This window comes from Chryseobacterium sp. GTID13, assembly GCF_056172655.1.
The window spans coordinates 206,876-224,065 of the sequence record NZ_JAOCMB010000005.1 but is presented as its reverse complement, the minus strand read 5'-3'; the positions used below and the strand labels follow the sequence as shown (position 1 = coordinate 224,065).

11 protein-coding genes and 5 pseudogenes are annotated in these 17,190 nt (G+C 38.6%); 4 read left to right on the top strand and 12 right to left on the bottom strand.

Annotated elements, in window-relative coordinates; translation table 11 throughout:
• Positions 1–2: 2 nt before the first annotated feature.
• Positions 3–1,180: pseudogene (gene nhaA / locus N4G44_RS06980) on the top strand (Na+/H+ antiporter NhaA).
• Here nhaA and N4G44_RS06975 read toward each other — a convergent pair.
• A complete protein-coding gene (locus N4G44_RS06975; RefSeq protein ID WP_474925487.1) occupies positions 1,181–2,188 on the bottom strand; it encodes a YihY/virulence factor BrkB family protein in 1,008 nt (335 codons plus the stop codon). It lies immediately after the preceding pseudogene.
• Between the two features lie 343 nt (positions 2,189–2,531).
• Here N4G44_RS06975 and N4G44_RS06970 point away from each other — a divergent pair.
• Positions 2,532–3,003: pseudogene (locus N4G44_RS06970) on the top strand (23S rRNA (pseudouridine(1915)-N(3))-methyltransferase RlmH).
• Between the two features lie 37 nt (positions 3,004–3,040).
• On the opposite strand, the gene N4G44_RS06965 reads toward N4G44_RS06970, so the two are convergent.
• The 5 genes from N4G44_RS06965 to N4G44_RS06945 form a co-directional block, all read right to left on the bottom strand.
• Positions 3,041–3,499, bottom strand: coding sequence for a tRNA (cytidine(34)-2'-O)-methyltransferase (locus N4G44_RS06965; protein WP_474925484.1), 459 nt, complete (start codon positions 3,497–3,499; stop codon positions 3,041–3,043).
• 138 nt (positions 3,500–3,637) lie between these two features.
• Positions 3,638–3,844 (bottom strand): hypothetical protein, encoded by a 207-nt coding sequence (locus tag N4G44_RS06960; RefSeq protein WP_474925483.1) that lies wholly within the window; start codon positions 3,842–3,844, stop codon positions 3,638–3,640.
• A 155-nt stretch (positions 3,845–3,999) separates the two neighbouring features.
• Entirely contained in the window at positions 4,000–4,449 is a 450-nt protein-coding gene (locus N4G44_RS06955; protein ID WP_474925481.1) for a tetratricopeptide repeat protein, read from the bottom strand.
• Positions 4,446–5,012, bottom strand: a complete 567-nt coding sequence (locus tag N4G44_RS06950) for a phosphatase PAP2 family protein (RefSeq protein WP_474925479.1) — start codon at positions 5,010–5,012, stop codon at positions 4,446–4,448. Before N4G44_RS06950 ends, N4G44_RS06955 begins: the two co-directional genes overlap by 4 nt.
• A gap of 3 nt (positions 5,013–5,015) precedes the next feature.
• The gene (locus N4G44_RS06945) at positions 5,016–5,351 is read right to left on the bottom strand and encodes a Sec-independent protein translocase subunit TatA/TatB (protein ID WP_474925477.1); all 336 of its coding nucleotides are present in this window, start codon (positions 5,349–5,351) and stop codon (positions 5,016–5,018) included.
• Positions 5,352–5,724: 373 nt separating this feature from the next.
• On the opposite strand from N4G44_RS06945, the gene N4G44_RS06940 reads away from it, so the two are divergent.
• Positions 5,725–6,669 (top strand): hypothetical protein, encoded by a 945-nt coding sequence (locus tag N4G44_RS06940; RefSeq protein ID WP_474925475.1) that lies wholly within the window; start codon positions 5,725–5,727, stop codon positions 6,667–6,669.
• Between the two features lie 78 nt (positions 6,670–6,747).
• Here N4G44_RS06940 and N4G44_RS06935 read toward each other — a convergent pair.
• Together N4G44_RS06935 and secD are read right to left on the bottom strand one after the other, a co-directional pair.
• Positions 6,748–7,985 (bottom strand): annotated as a pseudogene (locus tag N4G44_RS06935) (TCR/Tet family MFS transporter).
• Positions 7,986–8,342: 357 nt separating this feature from the next.
• Positions 8,343–11,252, bottom strand: a complete 2,910-nt coding sequence (secD, locus tag N4G44_RS06930; RefSeq protein ID WP_474925473.1) for a protein translocase subunit SecD — start codon at positions 11,250–11,252, stop codon at positions 8,343–8,345.
• Between the two features lie 217 nt (positions 11,253–11,469).
• Here secD and N4G44_RS06925 point away from each other — a divergent pair, with 217 nt between their 5' ends.
• A complete protein-coding gene (locus N4G44_RS06925) occupies positions 11,470–12,843 on the top strand; it encodes a PQQ-dependent sugar dehydrogenase (protein WP_474925472.1) in 1,374 nt (457 codons plus the stop codon).
• Positions 12,844–12,919: 76 nt separating this feature from the next.
• Here the strand turns inward: N4G44_RS06925 and hemN are convergent.
• From hemN to N4G44_RS06905, 4 genes and pseudogenes are all read right to left on the bottom strand, one after another.
• Positions 12,920–14,277 (bottom strand): annotated as a pseudogene (hemN, locus tag N4G44_RS06920) (oxygen-independent coproporphyrinogen III oxidase).
• A gap of 171 nt (positions 14,278–14,448) precedes the next feature.
• Entirely contained in the window at positions 14,449–15,006 is a 558-nt protein-coding gene (locus N4G44_RS06915) for a WD40/YVTN/BNR-like repeat-containing protein (RefSeq protein ID WP_474925469.1), read from the bottom strand.
• On the bottom strand, positions 14,976–15,461 hold the full coding sequence (locus N4G44_RS06910) for a hypothetical protein (RefSeq protein ID WP_474925467.1): 486 nt from the start codon (positions 15,459–15,461) through the stop codon (positions 14,976–14,978). Before N4G44_RS06910 ends, N4G44_RS06915 begins: the two co-directional genes overlap by 31 nt.
• 55 nt (positions 15,462–15,516) lie before the next feature.
• Positions 15,517–17,057: pseudogene (locus tag N4G44_RS06905) on the bottom strand (APC family permease).
• Positions 17,058–17,190 lie beyond the last annotated feature (133 nt).

Sequence of the window (17,190 nt, the reverse complement as noted above, 5' to 3'; positions counted from 1 at the left end):
GCATGAATTTATCTCTCTATTTTAAAAAATTTTTCAGCAGCAATCAGGCATCAGGAATTATACTTATTTTTTGTGTACTGATTTCATTATTAATCGCAAATTCTTCTGCCGGTGAAGGTTTCCAGCATTTTTTAGACAAGGAAGTGGGAACTCACCTTTTTCATCTCACATATCCTGTCAGCATCTGGATCAATGATGGTCTTATGGCTGTTTTCTTCCTTCTGGTTGGGCTGGAAATTAAAAGGGAAATGGTAGAAGGAGAACTGTCTTCCTTCAAAAATGCTTCCCTCCCTATATTTGCTGCTGTAGGCGGAATGCTCGTTCCGGCTGTCATCTATACTCTTTTCAATAGCGGCACGGAATATGGCAACGGCTGGGGAATTCCTATGGCCACGGATATTGCTTTCTCACTTGCTATTATTTCAATGCTGGGAAAAAAATCCCGAATTCCATTAAAATATTCCTGGCTGCATTAGCAATTGTGGATGACCTGGGTGCGATTCTGGTAATTGCTGTTTTTTATACCGAACAGATCCACTGGACCTATCTCCTGCTTTCATTTGGAACGGCTGCGTTACTGTTTCTGTTGAATTTCCTGAAGGTTACCCGTCTTATTTTCTATATTATCCCAGGGCTGTTTTTATGGTATTTCCTGCATCATTCTGGAATTCATGCAACCATAGCCGGAGTTTTGCTGGCATTTTCCATTCCTACGAACGTATCTGATGTAGAAATCTCCCCTCTTGAAAAACTGGAGCACAAGCTTCATTTTCCTGTGAGCTTTCTGATCATGCCTATATTTGCTTTAACGAACACCAATATTACTTTTACCAGTGAGATGGTAACGGGTGTGACAAGTACATTAGGCCTGGGAATTATCTGCGGATTGGTATTGGGAAAACTGATAGGGATCAATCTGTTTTCTTTTATTGCTATTAGGTTAAAACTGAGTACACTTCCTCAAAACAGCACATGGCTGCAGATGGTGGGTGTTGGATTATTAGCAGGGATAGGCTTCACAATGTCTATTTTCATAGCGCTTCTTTCCTTTAAAGAGAGTATTCCTATTCAGGATGAAGCTAAATTTGCCATTCTGATTGCTTCTTTCTTAGCAGCAGTTTTAGGATTTGTGATACTGAGTATGAGTTCTAAAAAAGATATAAACGAAGTAGAAAACTAATTATTTTCTCTCTTCCAGCTTTCTTTTATGTTCCTCATCGCTTTCCAGATTAGGTTCTGTAACCGGTGCCTGATAATGAACCGCCTCTTTCTTGATTTCATCAGACAATAGCTTTTCAATTCTAAGTTTTCTGAGAGCCATATTGAGTTCGTTTCCAAACAGCAGAAGATATACATTGACGTTAACCCAGACCATCAGTAAGATCATACTTCCGATGGACCCATAAAGAACGTTATATCTTGCAATATCTTTCACATAGATCGCAAAGATATAGGTAGTCAGGACAAACAGAACCGTCGTTAAAATAGCTCCGGGCACCGCCTGCCTGAATCTGGCAATCTTTACTGTTCCCAACCAGTAAAAAAGCGTTAAAAGAATGAAATAGAAAAGTGGAAAGGATACAAACCCAATGATTTTGGAAAGGTTATTCACCAGCCAGGAAATATCATAGGCCGGGGTAAAGAGCTTCATAACCACTTCCACATAATACACTCCGAAAAGGGCCAGAAAAACAATGGTAATAAAGCCTATGGTTATAAAAAATGAAAGGATAAATTCTTTTACATCAGTCAGTTTTTCATCTGAATTTTCGTTGAAACCGTTGATAAGCGAAAAGGTTCCGTTGGTGGCAAAAACCAATGCCAGAACGATGGTCAGATTACTGATTCCTTTCATATTCGGGATGATATTGGTTTCAATATATCCTCTTACATCGCCTTCCATATTGGAGGGAAAAACATTATGCATCAGAACCTCGAAAATATAAAACTGAAGCTTATCATAATGCGGCATATAAGGCAAAACAGAAAGCAGGAACAGCAGGAAAGGAAACAAACTGATGGTAAAGCTCCAGGAAATGGCAGCCGCTTTTCTCCCTATCTTACCTTTAAAAATTCCGGAAATATAGATCTGAAACATCTGCCAGAGCGATATTCCCAGAACAGGAATATGTATGCTGTCAAAAAATTCTTGAATCTTCAGTATAAATCTGGGAACTTTTATATTCATCTATTTGGTGTATTTTACTTAATAAACCCTCTGTTTATCTTCTGATGGAAAGAAGCTCCAGCTGTTTTTAATAAGTCTTTATACAAATATAAACATTTTCCTTTTCCTTATTTCAATATTGCAGAAACGGATTAATGGCATTTTTTTAATGGTTTAACAGATCTGTTTAGGCAGATCAACATAAATGATACCCAGGAAAAGAATTTAAAAAATAAATAGCCAAAACATTGAAATACCTGAAATCACTGGTTTTTCTATTTTTAACATTTTCAGCCCGGCTTTACTGTCCCCCGGCTGTTTTCCGTCACAAAATGGTATCTTTGCCTTTTGAAATCCTCTATACATGAGAATCAGCTTACTTTGTATCGGTAAAACGGATGATAAGGAGATTACCTCTTTAATCAGCTATTACCTTACCCGTCTTCCCAAGCACTGGAATTTTGAAATCACAGAAATTCCGGATGTAAAAAATGCCAAAAATCTTTCTCCTGATCTTTTGAAAAAGGAAGAATCCAGGCTGTTTCTCAATTATATCGATAAAAATGACCTGGTTGTGATACTGGATGAAAAAGGAAAACAGTTTACCAGCCGCGAATTTGCCCAGAAAATCGACAACTGGATGAATTCTTCAGTAAAAAAGTCCACATCCTTATCGGGGGAGCTTATGGTTTTTCTGAAGACATTTACAGCCGGGCGAATGAAAAAATGTCACTTTCAAAAATGACTTTTACCCATCAGATGATCCGTTTATTCATCGTGGAACAGCTATACCGTGCCGACCAGATTTTACAGGAAAACCCTACCATAATGATTAAATCGTTGTAATTTTTACTATCCGTTAAAATTTTATCCTTACTTAACCTTTAAACCAATCTGTCTTTTTGCCTCGCCTACTACAAAAGCAACGGAATTGGCAATATTAAAGCTGCGGATTAATTTTGACATCGGAATCGTTAAATGGTTTTCAAACTGATCCAGAACTTCCTTACTTAACCCTACACTTTCTTTACCGAAAACCAGCCAGTCACCATCCTGAAAATCATTTTCCAGATACGATTTTTCAGCATGCGAGCTCATCAGGAAAACACGTGACCGATCAGGGATATTTTTCATCCATTCTTCAACATCGGCGTATTCCGTAACGTCAAGATGCACCCAGTAATCCAATCCTGATCTTTTCAGGTTCTTGTCATTGATTACAAATCCAAACGGATGAACGAGATGCAATCTGCTTTCCGTGCCTACACATAACCTTCCGATATTTCCTGTATTATTAGGTATTTCAGGTTCTATAAGAACAATGTTTAACATGTTTATATCTTTATCAGTTTAAAAATTCAAATTATCATCCCGAAACAGTTTGCAAGAAATTCATAGAGTTGTTCCTGTCTGATAAAACAGTACCGGGCCCGGCATTTCATGCCGGGCCCGGTACTTATAATTAAAAAATTATTTTTTCACGCACTTGGCATAATAATCGGCCAGAATAGCTTTTTCATAACCTAAGCTTACCGCCTTATCCAGATTTTCACAGGCTTCTTTGGGCTTTGCCGTATCAAATAAAACCAATGCTTTGGTCACATAAGAATTAGAAAATTTCGGATCTATGGAAATGGCTTTATTGACGTCTGTAAGAGCTTCCTTGGGCTTTTTCATTTTAAGATAAACATCTGCCCTGCCGTTATAAAGAAGTGATTCCGGTTTTTCTGAGATAAGCTGGTTGTAATCTTTCAGGGCCCCTTCCAGATCACCGTTATTTTTTTTCAGATTGGCTAATCCTGTTTTGGCATAGATATTATCGGGTGCAAAGCTCAGAATTTGTTTGAGATCACCCAGCGCAAGGTCTTTTTTCCCTGACTGTCATAGATTTTGGAACGGGTAAGATAAAATTCAGGATTTTCAGCATCGATTTTAAGGCCGGTAGCAATATATTCCAGTGCTTTGGCTTTATTCCCTTTCTGGCTGTTCAGTGAAGCAAGATTAGCATACACAGAAGCCGATAAAGGATTAGCTTTCATAGCAGACTCGTAGGATTTCATAGCTAATGCTGTTTTTCCAAGCCTTCTTTGGGCAGTACCAAGATTATTGTAGTATTCAGACTGGTATTTCTGAATCTGCTCTTTTTCTGCAAGTTTGGTATACTGCTCTTCCGCACATTTATAGTCGGCTTTTTTAAAACATTCTTCTGCTTTAATTTTGTCCTGCGCGTAAAGTGTAAATGAGGAGCATATCAATGCTGTAAGTAATAAAGTTTTTTTCATGAAGGTATATTTTGTTTGTTGATGACTTTTTTGGCGAGTACTCCAAATATTACTCCCAATAAAGATCCAACAAACGCCCCCACCAAAATATCTATCGGGAAATGCACTCCTAAATATATCCGGCTGTAAGAAACTACCACAGCCCATGCAAATATAGCATATGGAAACCAATTGAGCTTCTTTTTTAATAAAATACTTAAATAAGCGGCCAGAAAGAAAGTGTTGGAAGCATGGGCAGAATAAAACCCGTACTGTCCGCCGCACTTCACAATTCTCATATAATGTTCCAGACTCGGATCATGGCAGGGCCTTAGTCTTGCTACTCCAAATTTGAAAACACTTGCCAGCTGATCGGAAACCGTAACCCCAAGTCCAATAAATATAAGGATGAAAATTAAAGACTTTAATTTAAAATTTTTGTATAAAAAGTAAAGGAATATGACATAAAGCGGTACCCAGATCCAGGTACTTGAAATAAGCATCCAAAATTGGTCGAAAGAGGAATCGCCCAAATTATTAAGGTATAGAAAAACCTTTTTATCTTCCTGAATAATCTCCTCCATGAGTTATCTGCTTACAGGCCCTTCGTAGGTTTCATCATCGGCAGGCTTAGGTTTGGGAGGTTCATTGGAAGCTAAAGGTTCCTTTACGATATCTTTTTCAATATCTTTCATGGGATTGAAGTCTTTTGCTGCATCTTTCACCTTCTCGATTTCGCGTTTGATCTCAGAAACCGGGTTATCCGTTTCCTTCATGATCTCAGTTTTAATGTCTTCCACTGCTCCACGCATTTTTCTAACGCCTGCTCCTAAGTCACGCGCTATCTGAGGGAGTTTATCCGGACCGAATAATACAACAATCGCTACTGCGATCAGTGCCATTTCTCCAATGCTTAATTCCATTCGGTAAAATTACGAAAGATTATACATTTATTTACCGTAAACTAAAATTTTAAACAAATTTTAAGAATTTTGAGTAACGGGTGTTCCGGGATCCGGGTTACAAGTTAAAGGTTTGAGCATTTTTATGGAATGGAAGCCTACATACTAAAGTCATTATATTGATCTAAAATTTTCCTGATTTTACATTTAAAAATTCACTTTTCATTTGCAAAGCAAAATTCACAATTGACACCCATAATACATTTTATCCTTCGATTATTTATTCATTTATTAAATTTTCACAACTTTCAATTAACAAATATTTAATTCAATAAATAGAGATTTATAATAAATTTTACTATATTTATTAGACAAAACCATTAAATATTTTATTATGAAAAAACTTGTAACCACCTTTAAGCTTTTTGCCGTTATATTGGTATTAACGCTTACTGCCTGCCAGGATGAAAGCAGCGAAATGCCGGAGGAATCTCCTGCCGCCAAAGTTTCCGCCTCTGACCTGAAAAAGGAAATTACCCCGGGATTAAAGGATGTTCCGGATAATGTTCAGGCTCAGATTAATGATTCAAAGAAAAATCTTGAACAGTATTTGAAAAACGATCTTCAGATCACCGGGATTACCGCTCTGGGAAAGCTTTCTACACAGAGAGGTATTGAAATCTCCCAGGATCTCATCTCAGACAGAGACCAGTTTACAGCAGAAGGAAATATCCTTGAACCAGAAACTGTAAAAGTAGGTAAAATTGGATCACTATTTTCAGGTGACCAATTATCTGAAGCTCAGAAAGGATTGAAAGAATCTGCTTCAGAGCAGATTAAAACGGGAACTGAGGTTCTTGAAATTTCCTGGAACTACAAGGGAGAGCAGTTCAATTCTTTATGCTTTTACAATGAGTCAGGAATTATCTGGGACAATGTATTTGCGGGCCTTGTCATGATAGACACAAGAGGAAATTCTGAAACTTCTCCTATCGATTCTCAGGCTAAGGTAGCTTCAAAATGGTATAAACAATGGTGGACTGCCAACTGGCTTTGGGGTTCTAAAAGAGGTGAAATCGGCTACCAGATCACTATTTACTATTCCGGCTCTACAGTTTCCAATGTGGATGTAAGCGACTGGGGGAATATCAGCCTTGGTAAAGCGAAAAGCGAAAGTAAAGTGACCAAAAGAACAGGAGCTTACGGACAGTGCAGATATGCGCTTGGATTGTGTACTCCAACCGGCTCATTAAGCTTTAACAGCAGTAATTTTTCTGTATCGTTTTCAGGACTGGGAAGTAACATCGTAAGCAACGGTACAAAATCACTTTATCCGTAAAATCTCAAACATTATATTTCAATAGAAACAGGGAAGCTTAAGGGCTTCCCTGTTTTATTATAATTGATTTTCTTTGATTTAGAAATCATTTTTAATCGGTTTTTTATCTTTTTTCTGAAAAGCCGAATAAGTCATTACCACACTTACCGCCATTAAAATAAATGCCAGGAAGAACGGGGCTCCTGAAAATTCAAATGGGGCTTCATCATGGGTGAAAAAGTAGAACAGATTGGTCATCAGTGGCGGTCCGATGATGGAAGTCGCACTCATTAAACTGGTTAATGCCCCCTGAAGCTCTCCCTGTTCATTGGAAGGAACACTTTTCGTGATCACCGATTGCAGCGCAGGTCCGCAGATCCCTCCCAGACAGTATGGCACCAGGAACACAAACATCATCCAGCCTTCGGAAGCAAAAGCAAAAAGAAGCATTCCTATGGCATAGAGAGCCAGGCCATAATATATACTTTTCTGCTCACCAAGCCTTGGAGTTGTCCAGCGTATTAATCCCCCTGGACCAAACCTACCAGTAATCCTACCACACCTAATGAAATCCCTACCATTTTTTCTGTCCACTGAAATTTATACATGGTGAAAAAACTCCAGTTACTTTGTACAGCATGACCGGCTATATAGATTAAGATCAGGGCAAAGATCAGTCCTGAGATTTCCGGGTGCTTTCCTAAAAACTTAAATGAACCAACAGGATTGGCACGTTTCCAGTCGAATTCTCTTCTTTTGCTTTTATCCAAGCTTTCAGGAAGAACGAAGTAACCGTAAAGAAAGTTTAAAAGACATAATCCCGCTGCCGCATAGAAAGGCACTCTGGCACCATATTCTCCTAAAATACCTCCCAATACCGGTCCTATAATAAATCCGAGACCAAATGCAGCCCCAATAAGTCCAAAGTTTTTGGCTCTGTCTTCATCTGTGGAAATATCTGCAATGTAAGCACTTGCAGTTGTTACACTAGCTCCCGTAAGCCCGGCAATAATCCTTCCCACGAAAAGCCACCATATAGTTGGGGCAAGCGCCAGGAAAATATAGTCTACTGCAAATCCAAAAAGAGAAATCAGGATAATAGGTCTTCTTCCGTATTTGTCACTCAGATTTCCTACCACAGGGGAAAAGATAAACTGAGTAAATGCATAGGCAAAACCCAGCCAGCCGCCATATTTTGCCGCTTCACTGATATCGGCATGGATCAGTTCCTCAATTAATTTGGGAACTACAGGAATAATAATTCCCCATCCTGTAATATCGATCAGTAAGGTGATAAATATAAAGCCAATGGCCGCTTTTTTCTTTGAGTTTTCCATAATGCTGCAAAATTAATGAAATCCGAAATATAATGATTCTAAATTGCGAATTTGGAGTTTCGGGTTCCGGGTTTCCGGATTGCGGGTTTCGAGTTACCTGTTTCGGAATGCGGGATGCGGGTTACGAGATTCGGATAGGTATGGTTATAGGTTTTCTGATATTTGTAAAGATAAGTTAAATCATGAATACCCGATATTAATTTTTGAATTAGAATCTAACCATAAAAAATCTGCAAACCGAATCAGTTCTTATCTTGTTGAAACTCGAAACCCGGAACCCCAAACCCGCACCCCGCACCCCGCACAAAAAAGACCGCTTCTTTCGAAACGGCCTTTACTTATTTATTGTAGTGTATATTACTTTGAAGCAAGTACTTCTTTGCTGGTTGTTGTTTTACCATGCACTCCTTCTTCTTTTCCTTTCTTAAGGAAGTCATAAGCGATAGCCGATGCAATAAAGATGGATGAATAAGTACCGAATCCGATACCGATTAACATAGCAAACATAAATCCTCTCAGGTTATCACCTCCAAAAATGAAGATCGCTAAAATTACAAGGATCGTTGTGAATGAAGTGTTGAATGTTCTACCCAGTGTGCTGGAAATAGAGTCATCAAATAATCCTGCTAATGTTAAAGATTTCTTCTCTCTCAGATATTCCCTGATTCTATCGAAGATAATAACGGTGTCATTAATTGAATATCCTAATACAGTAAGGATTGCCGCAACGAAATCCTGATTGATCTCCATATTGAACGGCATAAATTTATGAAGCAACGAATAAGCTCCCAAAATAATTACCGCATCATGGAACAATGCCACAACAGCTCCCAACGAGAATTGCCATTTTCTGAATCTTAACAAGATATAGATAAAGATACCGGCCAAAGCAGCTACTACTGCAAGCACACCATGAGTTTTGATGTCGTCTGCTACCGTAGGTCCTACTTTTTCAGAAGAAATGATTCCCGCATGGTCTTTATCTGCAGATTTGAAATCGCTCAATGTTACATTGGCAGGTAAATGTGTTTTTAATCCTTCGTATAGTTTTTGCTCTATGGTCTGGTCAGCTTTTAAAGATTCATCTTCGATAAGGTAATCTGTAGAGATCTTCAACTGCTTATCGTTTCCGAAAGTTTTCGCTTCAACAGAAGAATTTTTACCATCCTCAGTTTTGAATACTTTTACTAAGTTCTGTTCAACATCTTCAGCATTAACTGCTTTGTCAAATCTTACCACATAGTTTCTACCACCTGTAAAATCGATTCCGTATTTGAATCCGTGAATAGCAATAGATGCAATACAAACAACCGTTAAAACAGCAGAAACGATATAAGCATATTTTCTCTTTCCGATGAAATCGATCCAAGTATTTCTGAATAGATTTTTTGTAGGAGGTGTCCATACAGAAAGGTGTTTTCCTTTATTCAGTCTTGAGAAGATCATTACTCTTGAAAGTAGTACAGAAGTAAAGAACGTCATTAAGATACCAATTCCTAAAGTCAAAGCAAATCCTTTAATAGGTCCTGTTCCGAATAAGAAAAGTACACCAGCTGTTAATAATGTCGTTAAGTGACCATCAACAATCGCACTTAGGGCATGCTTGAAACCGTCTTTATAAGCTTCAAGAATGCTCTTACCCGCAAATAGTTCTTCTTTGGTTCTTTCGTAGATAATTACGTTCGTATCCACGGCCATGGCCATTGTAAGAACGATACCCGCGATACCAGGAAGCGTCAGTGTAAAGTCTCCGGAATCCATAATTCCGAAAATATAGAATAAGTTAATAATCATTGCAATTACCGCGTACACCCCTGCACCACCGTAATAGAAAATGATGTAAACAATAATGATTAAAAATGCGATAGCAAATGAAATAACCCCTGCATTAATAGATTCCTGTCCTAATGAAGGCCCTACTACCGTAGCCTGAACTACTTTTGCGCCTGCCGGTAATTTACCTGCTCCTAAAACGTCTACCAGTTCTTTAGCTTCTTCCTGAGAGAAGTTACCGGAGATCTGAGTTCTACCGTTAGGAATAGCGTTGACAACGTTTGGTGCAGTATACACTCTTCCATCTAACGTTACCGCAACCGGCTTACCAACGTTTTTCTCGGTTAAAGTTTTCCATTCTTTAGCTCCTTTGGAATCCATCTGCATATCTACCACAACTCTGCTCAGCTCGTCATAGCCAATGCTTGCAGTTTCTACAGCACCGTCTACCGGAGCTTTCTGGTTGATATTCCCTCTGATCGCATACAATACTAAACTTTCAGTATCTGTAGCTTCAGGTTTGTAGCCCCACATGAACTGGGTATATTTAATGTTGGCAGGACGTAATGACTGACCAACTTTGCTGTTAAGAATTTTATTTACAACAGCAGTATCAGAAAGTTTTACGCTGGCAACACCATTTGATCTTAATTTGTCAAGGTGTAAAAGGTTCATGAAGTTGATATTCTTCGCAACTCCCATAGAATCTCCTTTTATAGCCACCATTGTAGTCAATGTCTGGAAATACGGCGCTATTTCAGGAACCTGCTGTACTTCCCAGAACTGAAGTTTTGCAGAAGTCTGAAGCATTTTCTTCACCTTATCGATGTCTTTCATACCAGGCATTTCAACAGAAATTCTTGCCGTACCAGGTACTCTCTGAACGTTAGGCTGCACAGCACCCATTTTATCGATTCTGGTTCTGATTACCTCGAAAGCTGTTCCTACAGAAAGATCAATTCTTCTTTTGATAATGCTTTTTACCTGATCATCAGAAGTATTGTACTTGATTTCTGATAAATTGGTATTCCCGAAAAGCTCAGGATCTGCCAGCTTAAGGTTCGTCCCTTTTGCCTTGTTGATCGCTTCAAACTGGTCGAAGAAATTATCAATATAAGATTTTGTGGAATTCTTCTGAACTTCATCAGTCTTGTTTAAAGCCTCAATAAGAACAGGATTGGTAGAATAATTGGTTAAATCATTTACCAGGTCTCTCTGGTTGATTTCCAAAAGAACGTTGATCCCTCCTTTCAAGTCAAGACCAAGTTTCATTTCCTTGTCTTTGGCTTTTGTGTAATAAAGTTTTGTGAATCCCAGGTTCAAAGTATCCTTAGAAAGTTTTGCAATTTCTTTCTGATACTTTTCCGGATTGTCTCCTGCAACAGCAGTCGCCTGCCTTTCAATTTTGCTGGCGTACCAAGTTGGTAATAGCTCATTTAAGCAAATTAACCCTAGTACAATAGCAACAATTGTAATAAGTCCTTTTCCTTGCATTTTGTTATAACTACGTTAAATTAAGTCGGCAAATATAATGATTTTATTATTATTTTATGAATTTTTTAACAGCAGAAACGGTTTATTTTCAGATATATCCGAGTTTTAACTTCTATTTAAGATTTAATAATTTTTTTCCTTATTGTAATGAAATTTTCAAATTTCAATTGGTATAAAATTTTCATTCATTTATCAATACACTAAATATCAAAATATTATGAAAAAACTATTTTTTACCCTCTGCGTTTTTTCTTCTTTAATTGTTAATGCCCAAAGCATTAATTTAGTAGAATTTGCGTCCGGGCTCACCAGTCCCGTTGAAATTACGAATGCCAATGATACCCGCCTCTTCGTGGTACAGCAGAACGGAATCATCAAGATTATCCAGCCCAGCGGAGCAATCAATGGTGCTGATTTTTTAAATATCAGCTCTAAAGTTCTTTACGGTGGAGAAAGAGGCCTTCTCGGGCTTGCATTTCATCCCCAGTACTCTGCCAACGGATATTTTTTCGTGTATTACAACAATGTCTCGAACGGAAATATTACAGTTGCAAGATATTCTGTAAGTGCTACCAATCCGGATATTGCAGATCCTGCTTCCGAAAAGATCATTCTGAACATTCCCAAACCGTTTGACAATCACAACGGAGGGAGCATTCATTTTGCTCCCGACGGATACCTCTGGATCGTTACAGGAGATGGCGGAAGCGGCGGCGACCCCAATAACAATGCTCAAAACATCAATTCACTTCTGGGAAAAATGCTAAGGATCGATGTAAATGCTACAGGACCGTATAATATTCCACCCGGAAACCCTTTTGCAGGAAACCTGGTAACCGGAGCTGACGAAATCTGGGCCTATGGACTTAGAAATGCATGGAAATTTTCATTTGACACCACCACAGGAAATGTGATGATTGCTGATGTGGGTCAGGGAGCGATTGAGGAAATCAATAAAATGCCCATTACACAAGCAGGGATCAATTACGGATGGCGTTGCTATGAAGGAAACAATGCTTACAATACGGCAGGATGCGGCAGTATGGCCTCCATGACTTTTCCGGTCGCTGTTTATGATCATTCCGGCGGGAAATGCTCGATTACCGGAGGCTATGTTTACAGAGGAAGCCAGTATCCCGCACTCCAGGGAAAATATTTCTTCGCCGATTATTGCTCTACTCAGGTCGGTTTTATGAATCCTGACAATTCTATTGTTTGGGGACCGGCAAGTTCAGGCAATAATTTTTCCACTTTCGGGCAGAATTCTCAAAAAGAGCTGTTTGTGGCCGCTGTAAACAGCGGAAAAATATTTAAAGTTACAACCGGATCTCTGGCAACGGACGAAACTTCAAGTCCCACTTCTATAAATATCCACCCCAACCCGGCTTCAGAGAAAGTTTTCATTGAAGGTCTTTTGGACATGAATAATACCATTGATCTCATCAGCACAGAAGGAAAAATAGTGCTTGAAAAAGCAAAAATTGAAAATGACGGCAGCGTTGATATTACAGGAATTCCTCCCGGAGCGTATTACCTTATTATAAAATCAGGAGACGTGAAATCTTACAGCCAGAAACTAATTATCAAATAATATGACCCATTTTGATTTTTTTAAACACCTTTAAATAAAACAAAAAGCGACTCAGAATCTGAATCGCTTTTTGTTTTTATATCGTCATAGAGAAAATTCTTGTTTCCGGCTTGTTCCTCATCATTCTGAGGTCAAAAACCATGGCAACGTTTCTCGTAAATGCCCGTCCTTTTTCAGTAATTTTGATCTGATGATTGTAGATTTCCACCAATTCGTCCTTTTCCATTTCTTCCAGCATTTCAAAGGCGTTTTCAAGCTCAGGGAAGGAATTTTTATCAGTAAAGGTAGTCTCAAGCTGGCACATCAGGTTAAGGATATGTCTCCTTACGGTAAGATCTTCCTCGTTAAGGATATGTCCTTTTACTACAGGGATTCTGCCTTCTTCCACCATTTTCTGATACTCCTCCACCGTTTTTACATTCTGGGCGAAAGCATACCAGGAATCTGAAATAGCAGACATTCCAAGGCCAACCATCAGTTGGGTCTTACTTGAAGTATACCCCATAAAGTTTCTGTGAAGTTTTTTATGGATCAGGGATTGGTACAGATCATCATGTTCCAGGGAAAAATGGTCCATTCCCACTTCAATATATCCTAAGTCTTCCAGCAGCTTTTTCCCGTCTTCATACAAACGACGTTTTTCTTCACCGCTTGGCAGGTCATTTTCATCAAAACCTCTCTGTCCTACTCCTTTCACCCATGGAACGTGGGCATAAGAATAGAAAGCAAGTCTGTCCGGCTTCAGTTCCATTGTTTTCCTGATCGTATATTCCATCGCCTCCCAGGTCTGGTGCGGAAGTCCGAATACAAGATCATGGCTGATCCCTCTGTACCCGATTTCCTTAGCCCATTCCGTCACATTTTTTACATTTTCAAAAGGCTGTATCCTGTTGATGGCCTTCTGGACCTTAGGATCATAATCCTGAACTCCAAAGCTTACTCTTCTGAATCCAAGATCATATAAGGTCTGAAGGTGATCTCTTGTTGTATTATTCGGATGTCCTTCGAAAGAGAACTCAGGTTGTTCCGCTATTTCTACCGTATCAAAAATACCCTGTAATAATGTTTTTAAGTTCTGAGGTGAAAAAAGGTAGGGGTACCTCCACCAAGGTGAAGCTCTTTCAGCTTCGGTTTCTCGTCAAAAAGCTCAAGATAGAGTTTCCATTCCTTTAAAACACTTTCCAGATAAGGAATTTCAACGCTATGCTGTTTGGTTATACGTTTGTGGCATGCACAAAACGTACACAGGGCCTCACAGAAAGGCAGGTGAATATAAATAGAAATTCCCTCCTCTGAATTACTTTCGTGAAATGACCGGATCACGGTTTCTTTCCACTTTTCAGCCGAAAACGTAGTTTCGTCCCAATAAGGAACAGTAGGGTAAGACGTGTAACGGGGTCCGGGAATATTATACTTATCTATTAAAGAATTCATTTCAAAAATTAAAATATTATCGAAACTGAGCCTAAATCAGTTTCATCCTGCAAAATTAACCATTACGAATGAATTTTAAACCATGAAATATATTAGCCTGTATTTTATAATGAGTCTAAATACGATGGTTACTGAAATCTTTCGAATAATGATAAATTCTATACCTAAAATTTAAAATTTTAATTTCATTACAGAGATTCTGCTATTTCCTGCAAAAACTATGGTGTTTCCATTCACCCAGCTGCAGACAAAAAATCCTTTTTCATCAGAAATTTTCTTCCAGGTTTTCCCGAAATCAGAGGAATAGCTGATATGCTTATCCCCTACTGCAATGATTTCTTTTCCTTTTGAACCCGGCTTGATCTTCACACAGGTCGTATAACCTGCATTTTTCCCCGAAGCCTGTATCTGCCATGTTTTCCCGGCATCATGGGTTGTTGCAATATTGTTGATGTTTTCATCCTGTTTGGTATAATCTCCACCAACTGCAATCCCAAATTTATCATCATAAAAATCTATGGAATACATTCCCTGTGAAGATTCTCCCTGGATGAAAGGGGTTTCAAAAACTTCCAGATTTTCTTTTTTCAGATCCATTCTTAAAATTCTTGATGCTTTGCCGCCTGTTGCAATCCATAAGAAATTTTTGGAAGAAGCCATATTGGTGTTGCTGGCAGCAAATGCGGCTTCACCGCTGTTCAGTTGTACATTATTCTTGAACACCCCCATTTTCCGTTACGGTAAACAGCCAGCTTCAACAAATTATCTTTATCTGCATCGCTGAAAGTGAAAGCCAATTTATCATTCACAAAGTGAAGGGCATCATAAAAAGCAGTTTTCGCAGTATCTGTAAAAACGATTTCCGATTTCAGGTCTTTCTTATTGATTTTAAAAAAATTAGCGGGACTTTCAATATTAATGGCATAAAAAGCATTATTATCCTGCGCCAGTGTCCTGAACTGTGATTTTTTATCAGAAAGACTTATCTGTTTCTGATTTTCATGATTTTTAAGGTCCACAAAACCGAATTTTGAATCCGTTCCGCTGTACCAGACTTTGTTATCATACAATTCGAGAGCTCTTATACTGATTTTATCATTCAAAATAGTAGTAAAGCTCTCGATCTGCTGGGAAAAGGCTATTACTCCCAAACAGAAAAACAGGATAGAAAATGTTTTTTTCATAAGTAACAAAAATAAAAAATCCGCAGAATATCTGCGGATTTGTGGTTTATATTTTTTAATCTAAGTCAGGTTTTTCCAATGGCTCCTGTTCTGCTTTGAAAGTTTCCCCAAATTCTCCGTTCTGAAGTTTTGAGTGTTTTTTACTGTACAAGAAGTAAACAAAGAATCCAATGATCAGCCATGCAAAAGAATACATCTGTGCCTCTTTGCTCAGGTTAAAAATCAGGTAAACGTTGATCGCGATACCTAAACAGGCAATAAGAGGCAAAGCAGGAACTTTAAAGTTTCTCTGTAAATTAGGCTCTTTTACTCTTAATACCCAAACCGCCACACATACCATGGTGAATGCAAATAATGTCCCGAAACTGGTCATATGCGCAAGGTCATTGATTGGGGTAAGAGATGCGATAGTAGCAATTACGATTCCTAAAATAACAAGGTTTTTCGTAGGTACACCTGTTTCAGGGTTTACTTTTGAGAAAGTAGCAGGGATCAATCCGTCCTTAGACATTCCCAAGAAGATTCTTGACTGTCCCATGATCATTACCATCAATACAGAGATCAATCCAACAGTAGCGGCGATAGTAATAATGTATCCTGCCCATGCATAGCCGGCAATATCAAATGCATACGCTACAGGAGCTTTAATGGCATCCGGATATTTACCCAGCGGATTAAAGTCTGTATAATGCATCATTCCTGTTAATACCAGAGATACAAGGATATATAAAAGTGTACAGATAATCAGCGAAGCGATGATGGCAAATGGTACATCTTTTTTAGGATTAATAGCTTCTCCTGCCTGCGTGGAAACAGCATCGAAACCTACATAAGCAAAGAAAATAGCAGATGCTCCGGCCACTACTCCGGCAATACCGTATGCGGAATGCGAGACCCCATTTTCTGTAATGGTTGCAGCTTCAGGAATGAAAGGAATCCAGTTTTTAAAAGGATCAGCAGAACCGAAAATAATAAAAGCTCCCGCAATAATTACAAAAATAATAGCTGAAACTTTAAGAATTACGATGAAGTTATTGGCTTTTGCGGCACCCTTGGTTCCCCGTACAAGAATAGAAATAACGAAGAAAACAATTAAAAATGCAGGTAAATTCATCGAAAAACCTGAATTTCCTGCCGCAATATAAGTCTGCGGATCTGTGGTAAGATAAGCAGGAAGATGCAGCCCGAACATTTTGAGAAGTTTTCCAAAATATCCCGACCAGGATACGGCGACGGTCATAGATCCCATGGCGTATTCCAGTATCAGTCCCCAGCCTATGATCCAGGCAAAGATCTCCCCCACTGTTCCATACGCGTAAGCATATGCTGAACCTTCTACGGGGAGTATGGAAGCAAATTCTGCATAGCAAAGTGCTGCAAATACACAGGCAATCCCCGCAATTACGAATGAAAGCGCCAAAGCCGGCCCTGCATTATAATAAGCACCCGTTCCCGTAAGTACAAATATTCCTCCTCCAATGATTGCTCCGATTCCGATAGCAGTAAGGCTCCATTTTCCCAGAACGCGTTTCAGCTGACTTTTTTGATATCAGCTTCATAAGCGCTCATTGGTTTCTTAACCCAAATTTTAGACATGTTTTATTATTTAATTAAAGATTTACGAAAATATAAAAATTTTACAAACCTTAACGTTTATTGATAAACTTTCCTAATTTATTTTAAATAAAAGTCTTTAAAAATCTGATATCCACATTATTTAATTTATTTT